This window comes from Sphingomonas sp. 3-13AW (assembly GCF_049311085.1).
Classification (GTDB): Bacteria; Pseudomonadota; Alphaproteobacteria; order Sphingomonadales; family Sphingomonadaceae; genus Sphingomonas.
Genome location: NZ_JASNVZ010000004.1, coordinates 1 through 11756 on the forward strand (window position 1 = coordinate 1; position 11756 = coordinate 11756).

The 11756-nt window shown below is 69.4% G+C and carries 17 protein-coding genes; 1 reads left to right on the forward strand and 16 read right to left on the reverse strand.

The features are described 5' to 3' along the window. From QP045_RS06415 to QP045_RS06490, 16 genes are all read right to left on the reverse strand, one after another. Nucleotides 1–721: outer membrane protein (locus QP045_RS06415; protein ID WP_422514142.1), on the reverse strand; the 721-nt coding region annotated here is incomplete at its 3' end. A gap of 109 nt (nucleotides 722–830) precedes the next feature. Then, the gene (locus QP045_RS06420; protein WP_422514143.1) at nucleotides 831–1337 is read right to left on the reverse strand and encodes a DUF2793 domain-containing protein; all 507 of its coding nucleotides are present in this window, start codon (nucleotides 1335–1337) and stop codon (nucleotides 831–833) included. A 12-nt stretch (nucleotides 1338–1349) separates the two neighbouring features. Next, nucleotides 1350–3506 carry a phage tail protein gene (locus QP045_RS06425; protein ID WP_422514144.1) on the reverse strand — a complete coding sequence of 719 codons (2157 nt, stop codon included), beginning with the start codon at nucleotides 3504–3506 and terminating at the stop codon, nucleotides 1350–1352. Beyond that, nucleotides 3506–3910 (reverse strand): peptidoglycan endopeptidase, encoded by a 405-nt coding sequence (locus tag QP045_RS06430; protein ID WP_422514145.1) that lies wholly within the window; start codon nucleotides 3908–3910, stop codon nucleotides 3506–3508. The genes QP045_RS06425 and QP045_RS06430 overlap by 1 nt, the downstream gene beginning before the upstream one ends. After that, nucleotides 3907–4725 carry a DUF2163 domain-containing protein gene (locus tag QP045_RS06435; RefSeq protein WP_422514146.1) on the reverse strand — a complete coding sequence of 273 codons (819 nt, stop codon included), beginning with the start codon at nucleotides 4723–4725 and terminating at the stop codon, nucleotides 3907–3909. Before QP045_RS06435 ends, QP045_RS06430 begins: the two co-directional genes overlap by 4 nt. Continuing rightward, the gene (locus tag QP045_RS06440; RefSeq protein ID WP_422514147.1) at nucleotides 4722–7010 is read right to left on the reverse strand and encodes a phage distal tail protein, Rcc01695 family; all 2289 of its coding nucleotides are present in this window, start codon (nucleotides 7008–7010) and stop codon (nucleotides 4722–4724) included. The genes QP045_RS06435 and QP045_RS06440 overlap by 4 nt, the downstream gene beginning before the upstream one ends. 15 nt (nucleotides 7011–7025) lie before the next feature. Next, complete coding sequence (locus QP045_RS06445; protein ID WP_422514148.1) at nucleotides 7026–7589, reverse strand: tail tape measure protein; 564 nt, start codon at nucleotides 7587–7589, stop codon at nucleotides 7026–7028. Further along, nucleotides 7582–7782 carry a phage tail assembly chaperone gene (locus QP045_RS06450; RefSeq protein ID WP_422514149.1) on the reverse strand — a complete coding sequence of 67 codons (201 nt, stop codon included), beginning with the start codon at nucleotides 7780–7782 and terminating at the stop codon, nucleotides 7582–7584. The genes QP045_RS06445 and QP045_RS06450 overlap by 8 nt, the downstream gene beginning before the upstream one ends. Further along, nucleotides 7779–8096, reverse strand: a complete 318-nt coding sequence (locus QP045_RS06455) for a gene transfer agent family protein (RefSeq protein WP_422514150.1) — start codon at nucleotides 8094–8096, stop codon at nucleotides 7779–7781. Before QP045_RS06455 ends, QP045_RS06450 begins: the two co-directional genes overlap by 4 nt. After that, complete coding sequence (locus QP045_RS06460; protein ID WP_422514151.1) at nucleotides 8093–8500, reverse strand: phage major tail protein, TP901-1 family; 408 nt, start codon at nucleotides 8498–8500, stop codon at nucleotides 8093–8095. Before QP045_RS06460 ends, QP045_RS06455 begins: the two co-directional genes overlap by 4 nt. Before the next feature lie 16 nt (nucleotides 8501–8516). Beyond that, nucleotides 8517–8918 (reverse strand): tail completion protein gp17, encoded by a 402-nt coding sequence (gene gp17 / locus QP045_RS06465; RefSeq protein WP_422514152.1) that lies wholly within the window; start codon nucleotides 8916–8918, stop codon nucleotides 8517–8519. Further along, entirely contained in the window at nucleotides 8915–9130 is a 216-nt protein-coding gene (locus QP045_RS06470) for a hypothetical protein (RefSeq protein ID WP_422514153.1), read from the reverse strand. The genes gp17 and QP045_RS06470 overlap by 4 nt, the downstream gene beginning before the upstream one ends. Next, nucleotides 9127–9678 (reverse strand): head-tail connector protein, encoded by a 552-nt coding sequence (locus tag QP045_RS06475; RefSeq protein WP_422514154.1) that lies wholly within the window; start codon nucleotides 9676–9678, stop codon nucleotides 9127–9129. Before QP045_RS06475 ends, QP045_RS06470 begins: the two co-directional genes overlap by 4 nt. Nucleotides 9679–9749: 71 nt before the next feature. Then, nucleotides 9750–10808 (reverse strand): phage major capsid protein, encoded by a 1059-nt coding sequence (locus tag QP045_RS06480; protein WP_422514155.1) that lies wholly within the window; start codon nucleotides 10806–10808, stop codon nucleotides 9750–9752. A gap of 72 nt (nucleotides 10809–10880) precedes the next feature. Then, nucleotides 10881–11255 (reverse strand): HK97 family phage prohead protease, encoded by a 375-nt coding sequence (locus QP045_RS06485; protein WP_422514156.1) that lies wholly within the window; start codon nucleotides 11253–11255, stop codon nucleotides 10881–10883. Next, complete coding sequence (locus QP045_RS06490) at nucleotides 11252–11560, reverse strand: DUF6127 family protein (RefSeq protein ID WP_422514157.1); 309 nt, start codon at nucleotides 11558–11560, stop codon at nucleotides 11252–11254. The genes QP045_RS06485 and QP045_RS06490 overlap by 4 nt, the downstream gene beginning before the upstream one ends. A gap of 28 nt (nucleotides 11561–11588) precedes the next feature. Between QP045_RS06490 and QP045_RS06495 the strand changes: the two genes are divergently transcribed. After that, on the forward strand, nucleotides 11589–11744 hold the full coding sequence (locus QP045_RS06495; protein WP_422514158.1) for a hypothetical protein: 156 nt from the start codon (nucleotides 11589–11591) through the stop codon (nucleotides 11742–11744). Nucleotides 11745–11756: the final 12 nt, after the last annotated feature.

The window sequence follows — 11756 nt, forward strand, 5'->3', positions numbered from 1 at the left end:
GCATCATGGGCGGCGGCGGCGGTGCTGCCGGTTCGCCGAAGTTGAAGGTCAGGCCGCCCATGATGCTGTGCGACCGGAAACGACCGTCATAGCCACGACCTGCGACGTCGACGAGCTTCACGTTCTCCGCGTTGAAGAAGCGATACTTCAGCGATACGTCGACCTTCTCGGACAGCGGCGCGCGAATGCCGGCGATTGCCTGCCACGCGAACACGGTGTCAGAGTCGTCGAGGAACGAGCCGTTCTCGTTCAGACGATAATCGCTAGCCTTGACGCGAGCGACACCGGCACCTGCACCGACGAAGCCGGACACGCCGTCGTCCTGGCCGAAGTCGAGCATGGCGTTACCCATGAACGACAGAGCCGACGTGCTGCCGCCTGCGTCATAGTCACCGGCGCCGACCGTGGTCAGAGCGCCGCCAGCCGTGTAGACCGGAATTGCGGTGGTGGAACGATAGCTATCGAGCGAAGCCTTACGATAGCTGACCTCTGCTTCGACGCGGAACGCGCCGAAATCGTAACCGACGAAGCCACCGACGTCATAACCATAGTCGTGATCGACGGTGGAAGTCCCACCAGCCGGAGTCGACAGGTCATAGTCGATATCTTCGACGATCATCGCGCCGCCTTCCACGCCCACATACCACGCGTTGTCGCGTGCAAGGGCGGGAGTTGAAAGCGCAGTGGTCGCGAGCGCCAATGTGACGGCAAGCTTCCGCATTCTATTCCCCTTTCATGGTTGTCCTACGGACAGCGCAAACTCACTACTTCGGCCTTCGTTTCCGCGCAAGCGAACAAAAACCACCACTGTTGCGGAACGGCAACAGTTATTAGGCGTTGCGCGCGACCAATCCATGCTCCCGAAGCGCGTCCAGAACATGCGCGATCGTAGCCCGAGCCTCAACATCCATCAGGGTGCCACCGGTCGCCATTGCGATTGGCGGCTGCTGCGGTCCGACGACCTGAGCCCCTCCCAAGAATAGAGCGGTGCCGTGCAGGCTGCCGACTGCCCACGCGCCCAATATCCGCCGCACCGCCATCCCCTCTGCGCGGCTCCACATCAACATCCCGTCACGGGGGCGAAGGAACCGCCAGCCGCCTTCCGACCAGGCGGCGATCCGATCCTCCTGCCCTGCCCACGTACCCGACGGTGCATCGCCAACGATCCAGCATTGTCCGGGCAACGGCGCCTCAGGCGGGTGGTTCTGTCCCACTGCCTCCACTTCAGGGTGAAGAAGGATGTCGAGCGCAAGCAATGCCTCGTTGTGCGTCATCTCCTTCTGCGCCTGTCCCGCGTGAAGCATCGGCAGCGCGAAGCGAGCTGTTCTATCCGTCATAGTAACCTCCGGTCAGGAGAGAAGAGCGAGCGCCGGTTCCGATGCCCCGTAGGTGCCGGTCTGCCGCACCTCAATGCGCACAGCCCCGGCTGCGACATCGGGAGGAACCCGAAAGGACGGGGCCGAGCATGTGAAACTCGCCTTCGGGCCGCCGACGCGGACGACCTCCACTGCATAGGCTTCGACATCTTCGGCCAGGGGCACGTCTATCCCGTCGCGCCACCACCACCCGCTGCGGCTCCGGCGCACCCAGCGTAGCTGCAGCGCCCCATCCGGCAGGACAGCGGCAAGCAGGTGCACCGGGGATGGTGGACGCAGCGACCGACCTGTCACAGCAACTGCCGCTGCCGCGCCCTCTTCGCCGTCGCCGATGCCCGATGCGCGCAGCCTCAACTGCACGCCTTCCCCCACACGATTGGGTTCGAACCAGCAGACCCTGTCCTTCTGGAGGAGCGCGAACCGATCGCCCACCTGCTGCGTGCCGATTGCCGCTTCGGTTCCACGCCGCCCCCGCCAGAGTCGCCGCAATTGCCAATGACGCGGCGCCACCTGCACCGCCTCGCCGAACTGGATCAGTTCATCCCCAACGATCGCCAGGTTTGCGCTAAGGTCCATCGCCGTCGCAGTCGCGCCTGCCAGCCCGACCGCGTCGTGCGGGAGCTCGACTTCGATGGTGGAGCGCCGATCCTCGAGCGTCGCCGGCGCGCCCTCCGGGACCCCGACAAGCCTGCCCAGCACCGCCGGCCCCGCCGTGCTGCCGATCGCTTGCCAACTCTGCCCATCGTCTTCGGACGCGAGAAGGGCGGCCCTGCGCCATCCCGGCAGGTCGCCGGAGGCCAGGATCGCCACACGCGGGGTGTTGGTGGTGCTCCCGTCGAGCGGCGGCAACTCGAACGCCGTCAGACGCGTCGGCCCATGCACCGCATCCAGCGCAAGGCTCGCGCGGCCGCTCGACGCAGCGCGGGCGCAGACGGGCGCGTCCACGATCCGCTTGAGCTCGAGCTTCAAAACCATGCGCTCGAACGTCCACCCCCGAACCCGCCACTGGCCCGGCTCGGAAGCGATCGTCACCCGATCGCCAGGCCTGATTGCAGCATCTCCCCAGTCGAGCGACACCCGCCGCGTCTCGCGCGCCAGGTCCAGTGCTTCCACCGCACTCGCCGCCAGGCCGCGCGCTCGTTCCGGCTCCAGGACCGCCGGCAACTCGATCCGTCGCGCCCGTCCCGTTGCGCCGGCACGGATCGCGCGCTGCACCCCCGTTTGATAGTCGCGGGATGCATCATAATAGCCGATCGTGACCTCGCCGGGCGCGCTGTCGCTGGCCGCAACCGCCCGCACACCGCGCGCTACCCCGTCACCCTCGAGACGGACGCCTGCATCGGCGATCTCCGTGGCGACGCCAGTGCCCGCGCATATGCCGTCTGCGCCCAGCCAATATCCCGCCGGCGCCAGCAGCCCCTCCACGGCAGCGCGCACGCTATCGCCCTGCGCGGAATAGCCGATCAGCGGCAGCGCCCCCTCGCCCGCCGGGATCGCGCGCCCGCTCAGTTCCTCGACCACCGCGCCCAGCGGTACCGGCGCAAAATCGGCTTCCACCTCGAACGTTAGCGACGGGATGCGATTTCCGAAGTCGGCGAGCTGTAGGCCCTCGAACACGGCATAGGCGCAGCCCCGATGCGCCGGCACCAGCCCCACGCCCTCTGCGGCCACCATCAGCGGGTCCGGCTCCTGTTCCTCTCCACCCAGGTGCAACCGGAAGCCCGTCTGCGCCTTCCAGTCCCCGGCTGCACCGCGAAGCATCTTCCCGTCGGCCCAGATCCGGCGCACCGCCAGGATTGGCCGCCCCGAAATCAGCACCGCGAAGTTCGCGGCGTAGCTGTAGCGCGTAGCGCCGGGCTGGCCCTTGCCCCCGCCTTCGTTGCTGCGGGCCTCGATCAGGTCGGTTGCCCATATGACGGATCCCGCCACCCGCATCCTGCCGAACAGCCGGGGAATCTGCGTCGCGTACGACGATGTCTGAACCGCCAGTTCGGTTAGCCGCGGCCCCTGCCGCGGTTTGCTCCCGAACAACAGGCTGCCATCGACGCTTCGCCCCAACGCAGCGCCCACGGCCGCGCCGATCGGCCCGCCGACGGCGCCGCCGACCACTGTGAGAACCAGCGTTGCCATCAGCCTCTCCCTTCCCACCGCCATGCGCTCAACAGCGCGAACGGCGGCTTGCCCGGCCGTTCCACGACCCGGCGCAGCATCGCATCCGCGTGAAGAAGTCCGATCTCGCTCAGGATCGCGAGGTGCAGTTGCTCCGGGCCTGCGCGCAGCAGCAGCACGTCGCCGGGTTCAGCACCCTCCACCCGCAACAGCCCCGCGTCCTTCAGCGCCGCCTGGGCTTTCGCCGCATCGCCCGAACGCAAGGCGTAGTCCGCGGGGATCCCGCCTTGATGGCCGTCCGCCGCCAGCGCGACCGCGACCAAGCCCACGCAATCAAGCCCCAGCGCCGGGTCCCGGCCGTGCAGGCGAAACCGACTGCCCAAGACCGCCCGCGCCGCGGCCACGACACGCCTGTTGCCGGTCATGCGCCGGGATACCGGGTCAGCAGGTCGATCCCCGGCAGATAGGGCTCGCCGCGAAAATTGGCGGCGTTGCCGAAGCGGTTCGCACAAGTCTCCAGCCGCTCGTCGCAACCTTCCACCAGTTCCACCAGCGTCCCAGCTTCGACCGGCATCGGTGGGATCCGCTCGAGCGTCACGGTCGCACCCGCCGAAGCCGCCACCGCCGTTTCCAGGCCCGCATTGCTGCCGCCGAACCAGCGAAGAACCCCGGAACCATAGGCATCGGCAGTCGGCTCGCTGCGGTCCAGCGTGACGACGCGCCCCGCCACCGCCAGCACCCGCGCAAACTGGCGCCGCCCGGCCATGGCGACCCGGCATCGTCGATCTCCCAGCCGCGCGCGGCACGTGGGGGAGGTCTCCTCCACCACCGGCCGCTCCAACGCGGCCGCGGCGCCGCGAAGCTCCGCGGTGAAGCCGCCGTCGCCCGTCTCCACCGCGCCAAGCGTCCCCTCGCCCAACAGCAGCGGCACCTTCGGCGACGCCCAGTCGACCGCGAACACCTGGATGCGCGCGCCATCCCAGCGGCCGGCGAGCAGGTCTGCCTCCCGGATCGCCTCCCCCGAAAGCGGCCCGCTCGCATCCATGCTGTCGCCATCAAGCCCGTCGGTGCGCCGGATCGCGGACGGCGTCATCCCGGGCGCGGCGCGATAGCGCAGACCATCGATGGCAAGATCGCGATCATGGGCAGTCAGCCCGATGGTGATGCCATCGGGCCGCTCCAGCCGCCAGCACAGCGCCATGGTCGTCACCGCTCCTTGTAGCCAGTCCGGGGCACTCATGCCTCGCGCACCTCGACCAGCGGCACCGAAGGCGCCGCGCCCGCAAGGAATGTTGCCCTGTTCACCACAAGCCGGTCCTCCGCAAAGCGGACCGGGACGTCGAAGCGAAAGCCCGTTGAGATCTCGGCGCCCGGCGGCGGCGCGACGTCCACCGCTACCACCCCGCCTGGTTCGAGGGAGAAGCCTTGGGTTTCCACCCCGTCGACGGCCACCCGCACGCTGCCTGGAACAGGTCGCGTGATCCGCCGGGCTACGTCGTCATAGCGCTTGATGAGCGGGAAGCGGGTTGCAACACCGTCACCGATCCCGACCGGCTGGTCCGTCGCGCTGACAGGCTCACCAGATGCGTTGTCGAACGGGTCCGTCAGGCGAAACGCCCGCGCGGGGCCCATCCGCGCGCGGTAAAAGCCCAGCAGGATCGCAATGTCGGCCTCGGACCGCACCCCCGGACCCTCATCATAACGGGTGCGCGCTTCGGCCCAGTCGGCGTTGCGCTTCTCCACCCCGCCCGCGCTGGTGACGATGGCAGTCGACATTTCCGGCGCCACCTCCGCTTCCCGGCCCAATGCCAGCGGAAAGCACACGTCATCGAACGCCTGCATCGCATCCTCCCCATCGTCGAAATGCACGAAGCCGTCGCGGATCACTTGCGGAAGGGCCCAGATGAAGGTCGCCGCCACGCCGCGCTTCCGGGCGACCTCCGCCGCGCTTTCGATCGCCTGCCATTGACCGGCATCCTCGGGGCGGAGCACAAAGCCGGCGAAATACTGCTGGCGGCGCGCGGAGTAACCAAGCCGCGCCTCGGCTGCCGCGATCCCGCGCGCAGTAGCCGCGACATTGCCGGCGGCGGCCCAGTCATAATCTTCCAGCTGCAGCACGTCGAACGCCGGCCAGGCCCAGCCGATCGGCAGGTTGGCACGCTTGAGCTCGGGCGCAGCCACGTCGAGCACCGTCGGCAGATACGCAAGCAGCAGCGTCTCCGCCTCCGGCGCCAACTCCCGCACCGCCGTCGTCAGAGCGGCAGTCGATGCCGCCAGCACCGCGCCCGCCCGGTCCAGCAGCAACGTCTGTTCGGCATCCAGCGGCGCCCGGACAGTTGCGATGGGAATCGGATCAAGTGCCGCACGCGCCGCAGCATCGTACAGGCACGGCCGCCCGTCCGGCATCACCCACCACCAGGGTTCGCCCACCTGGAAACGAACCGGCAACCCCACCTCGATTGCCAGCTGCACGAAAGCACCCGCCACCGCCTTCAGATAGGCCATGGCACCGCCGTGCGCGGGCGAAAGCAATGCCGACGGTGGCTCCCAACCGGTCAGCGCCGGTGATCCGTCACTCGCCCGCTGCTTCCAGTCGCTCCAGCAATGCTGGTCGAGCAGTTCGTAGGAAAGCGACCAGATCACGCCATAGCCAAGCGCCTTCGCCTCGGCGGCAAAGTGGCGGTGCCAGGCGCGACAAGGCGGGTTGAGCGCCCCGCCGGCGCGGCTGGCGTACAGCCCCCCGCCGTCAGCCTCGAGCCGGAAATAATGGCTCATTCCGACATAATGGACAATGTTGCCGCGGTACCCCAGGTGGAGCGCGTTGCGCAGCAACCGGGCAGGCGTGAGGTGGTAGCTGTCGTCATACCCGCTCGCGATCGACAGCCCATGCTCCGGAACGATCACGGACCCGATCGCCAGCACCGGATCCGGCCCTTCGCAGGCGATCTCTGAAAGCTCCACCCAGCCTTCCGCCGGCGCGGGCAGCAGTGCGTCCGCGCCGGAGTAGCCGGGCGCCACCAGCGAGACGAACATCCGGTCCACATCGCCCGCCCACACCGGATCCGCCTCCGCAGGCAGTTCGAACCCGCCGGTCACGGTGGCGAAGTCGATCTCGACCACGGCATCCTCTGCGGATCCGACGGCGTGGTTCCACAGCCGCACATACCACGACCGGGGTTCTCCGCTGGCGTCGCGTCCCTCGATCGTCAGCACCGGGCCATGCACTGCGTCGAGCGGCACTACCCCGCCGGAGCGCCACCGGAACCGCAGCCGGCACTCGCGATAGTCGCGCCGGGTGGCATAGCCGAGCAGCGGGTGGTCATGCCGATCCTCGGATTCCCAGATCAGCCCGGCAAGATCGTCCGCCCGGTAGAAGAGGGCGTCGACCCGCAGTGCGTCCGCCGCAGTGGAGACGACCGAAGCCATCATCGGCCGCGGGAAATTCACCGTCCAGAACCGCGGATCGAACCGCGTGAGGACGTCCTCCGTCTGAACCGTCCGCTCGCGCGCCAGCCAATATCCCATCAGGTCCTCCCGCGCTCACTCGATGTCCATCAACGCGGCCTTTACCGCGCGTGCGACCTGCCGGCTCGACTGCGCCAGCGCGCGCGGCGCCTCGCCCGACCCTGCGTTGATCGAAATCGCGATGCGCACATCGCGCCCGCCGCCCGCCTGCGGCACGGTCACACTGCCGCTGCTGGTCGGTACGAACAGTTCGGGCCCGCGCTCGCCGACCCAATAGGGACGCTGGGGGCTGACCGGCCCTCCGGTCGCCCGTCCCGGCGCCCCGGAGACCAGCCCTACCAGCGACCCCAGCAATCCGCCGCCGTTGACGGCACCGCCCAGCAGCGTGTCGAGCCCGCTGCGAACCGCGTTCGCCGCAATCTCGCCGAGCACCTGGTTGGCAATCCGCCCCAGATCCTCGAACCCCAGCGAGCCGCTCCGCACTGCCCGCACCAGCGTTGTCTCCAGCGCGCGCCCGGCACGATCCACGCCACTCGCGAATGGGCCGTCTAGGCTGTTCTGCATCGCCGCCACGTCTCGCGCGAACGCCGCGGTGTCCGCGCGCACCGAAACGACCAGCCGCTCGATTTCCTCATCCATCGGGGAATGCCTCCATCAGCCGGGCCAGCGTCCCCGCATCGGGTGGCGCCGTGCCCGCATCACCGCCCGCTGCGTTGGCCAGCCCCGCAAGCTCCGCCGGGGTCGCCTGCCAAAAGGTGTCGGGGCTCCAGCCGAACCACAGCCCCGCAAACCCCGCCAGCCGCACCGCGACATCAGCGAAGCGCTCGCTCACCGTCCGGCCAGAATTTGTGCCAGCAGCTGCCGCAGCGGAGGCGTCGCCGCCGCCAGGCCGCCCGCCACCACCGCCTCGCCCAGCGCTTCACGTGTGAGCGCCTCCGGCCGCTCGCGCAGGCAGTGCCAGAACAGCGCGACCAGTTCGCTAAGCGCCAGCTTCCCCGCCGCGGCCCGCTCGACCAGCGCGAACAGCGGCCCCAGCTCGTCCTCCGCCGCCACCAGCGCGGCAAAGCTCGGCCGCAGCACCAGCCGCTCGCCCGCCACCCGAAGCTCCGCCTCGCCCCGCGCCGGGTTTGCCCCTTCCCCACTCATGCCGACACCACCGCGCCGGAGCTTTCCAGCGCCAGCGTGTAGCTGCGCTCGCCATTGTAATCGCCGGCATATTCAAGCCGGGTCAGCAGGAACCGCCCGGTCATCGTCTCCCCGCTTTCAAAGCTCAGCCGATAATCGTCGATCGTGCCGGCCAGCGCATTCGCCTTCAGCCGCGCCTCCGCCGACGATCCGGTGAACACGCCGGCCCCCGATACGCTGACCGACCGTACCCCTGCCCCGGACAGCAGCTCGCGCCACCCGCCCGAATCCTTGGAGGTGATCGCCACCGCCTCGCCGTTGATCGACAATTCCGTCGTGCGCAGTCCCGCCACCGTGGTGAAGCCCGGCGGCACCTGGCCGTCGCCCACCTTCAGCAGGAATGCGCTTCCCTTCTCCGCCGCCATGTTTCTGCCTCCCTCGTCACTGCATCCGCAGCATGCGGACCCGATATTCGTTGGTCCCGGCCCACAGCCCCTCGCCCTCGCGCACGATGCGGCTGCGCACGGGCACGAGGCTCGCGATCCGCCATCCCTCGGGCAGGTCACGCGGCAGGGCTTCGACCGCTGCATCCACCTCGCCTGCCAGTTCGCGCAGGCGAACCGGCCGCTCGCCAGCGTCGCGGAGCACGATCGCGATGCGGCCCTCGCGCCCGACCATGTCCTTGGTGCTCCAGTCGGTCAGCAGCGACTCCGCCACCTCCGCAAAGGGCCTCGCACCCCGCACCGGCGGCGCATCGAACACTGCGGTAACCAGCCGCGTAACACCGGCATGCGCCTGGAGGGCGGCGACCAGCGCCTCGCCCAGAACTGTCTGCGCGCTCACCGCTCCGCTCCCAGCCAGCGCACCCGCGCATCCTCGATCCGCCGCCGCCACAACCCGCGCCCGGAAATCGTGACCGCCGCGTCGTCGCTTTCGACGTGAATGCCCGGCAGCCCCGTCGCGCCCTCGCGTGCGGCCTCGCCGATCCGCCGCACCGCTGCGGCGACTGCGCGCTCGCCCGCAGCCTCGCCCCGCTCCAGCAACCGCACCCTCATCGCCGCACTTCCGGTGCCAGCCGCATCCGCCGCCACGGCCGCCACAGGGCCGCCACCGCCGCCGGCGGCTCCCCGCCCGCGCTGCCGTTCGCAAACAGATGCACCATCAGCAGCACGATGCCCTGCGACAGCGGCGGCGGCAGGCTGGCCCATCCGTCCGCCAGCCCGGCGCGGAAGCCCACACGCAGCCGGCCCGCGCTTCCGGGCAACATCACCTTCACCCAGCCGACACCATCAGCAGTTAGGTCGATCGCATAGCTGTCGGACGGCAGGGGGAAGGCCGCGCCATCGGCCGGCAATCCTTCGATGCGATGGATCGCGAACACCGGCTGCACGGGCAGCGGCGACCAGCTCGCCGCCGCCGGCACCACCGCCTGCCAATCGCGCGCAATCAGCGCATGGCCGGTGAAGGCCTCGCACACGGCAAAGGCGGTGGCCGCCGCCTGCTCCAGGACCGCCCCTTCCTGAACCACCCCGATGCGCAAATGGGCGGCGGCTGCAGCGCAGGCGGCAGCGATCGCCGCCTGCGGAATGGGTGGCGTCTCCATGGGGAAGCTCCGTGGTGGTTGGGCAGGAAGACAGGTCCGGCGCGGGGCTCCCCGCGCCGGAGAAGGGCCGCTCAGGCCGCTGCGAACTTCATCAGCTTGATCGCCTCCGAATTGCTGACCTGGCCGCCCACGCGCTTCGTCGCGTAGAAGTGGACGAACGGCTTGTTCGAATAGGGATCGCGCAGGATCTGCGTCTCCTGCCGCTCGGCGATGAGGTACCCCAGCCGAAAGTTGCCGAACGCGATCGACGCACTGTTCGCGGCGATGTCCGGCATGTCCTCCGCCTCCACCACGGGGTAGCCCAGGAGCGTGTCCGGCTGCCCCGCCACCAGCCCCGGCTGCCACAGGAATGCACCGTCCGAGGTCTTGAGCTTGCGGATCCGGGTAGAGGTCGCCGCATTCATCACGAACACCGCACCCTGCCGGTATGGCGCGCGCAGGCTCTGCACCAGGTCGATGAGGCGGTCCTGCGGCTCGGTTCCGAAATCACCCGCCGCGCCGCTTGGCAGATATTGCAGCGTGCCGAACCCGCGCATGGCATCGCCTGCGGTCGATACCGGCTGGCGCAGAAACCCCTTGGGCTGGTTGATGCCCGTGCCGTTAACGAACGCCTGCCCTTCGGCGGCCGCGAATTCCGCCGCGATCTCACCGGCCAGCCAATCCTCGACATCGAACGCGGCGTCGTCGAGCATCGCCTGGCTCGCTGCCGGATTGGCGTAGAGGTCGCCCATCGGCGGCGATACCTCATGGAAGCTCGGCGTCGCCGTCTCCGGCCGCGCCGCCGTCTCCGATGCCCACCCCGAAGGCGTGCCCCCGCTCGTCACCAGCTTACGATAGCCGGCGCTTCCGACCTTCACGACGTTGGCGATCGCACGGATCGGGCTCGCCGACTTCAGCAGCGTGTCGATCTGCCGGTCGATTTCGGTCGGCACCGCATAGCCGCCCGCCTCGCCCGTCATGCCGGTGAACGCCTTCATCTCCAGGGTGGCGCCACTGCGCACAAAGCCCTCGAACGCCGCACCGCTCGGACGGAGCGCAGCCCCCGCCAGCATCGGACGGACCGCCGGCGTTCCCGCGCCCTCCACGCCTGCGAAGCTCGCTTCCAGCGCGTCTGCCTTTGTCTCGATCATTACCGTCTCCCACAAAAGAAAAAGGACGCGCCGACCGGGACGTCCTCACCACTCCACCAGGGTCTTGAGCGCTCAGCCCGGCGCCACCGCATGCACCCACGCCAGCGGTTGCATCGGAACCGGCACCAGGCTCACCTCCACCAGATCCAGCCGCGTCAGTTCGCGCCAGCGCCCGTGCTGCGCCCCCTGCACCCGGTATCCAAACGACAGTCCGCCGATCGCGCCCTGCTGCACCTGCAGCGCCAGCTCTGGCAGTTCGACCCGGCCGATCACGCGCAGTCCGCGGCGGTCCTCGGCCAGCATTTCGATCTGCCCGATCGGCGCGCCACCGTGCTGCCACAGCAGAGGGACCGGCCCGGCCCCGGCAAACGCGCCCGGCCGCACCACGTCGCCGCCCCGATCCGGCACGCCAAAGATCGCGGCATAGCCGGCAAAGCGCACGCTCATCGCACCCACGCGCCAAAGCCGGTCTTCACCGCCACGCCCACCAGCACCAGCGCCAGCAACATCCGCACCACCCAGCCGATCGCGGCGCGCGCGGCCGATCGCTTCGCATCGCGCCATGCGGCGAGCAGTTCGCGCAGCTCCTTCATGTCCGCGCCGGCCGCGGCATCCTCCAGCCCCAGCCGGGTGAGCGCCCGCATCGCGCCGTCTTCGCCCGCTTCCTCCACGATCGCGCGCAGCGTCGCGAGGTCGGCGCCGTCCTGCCGCGCCTGGCCCATCAGCTGCGCCAGCACCTGTGCATTGTCCATTGCCGCCTCCACCTGATAGTCGCCGGAGATGCCCCGCCGCCTTCGCATCGTCCTGTTCGCCGCGCTCGCGGCCCTGCTATCGATCGCGTTCGTGCTGCCCTTCGTGCGCGGCAAGCAATGCGCGGAGCAGGGCGGCCGGTTCGACCGCACCACGATGGTGTGCAGCCCGCCGCAGACGCCCTAGCCCTCCCGACCC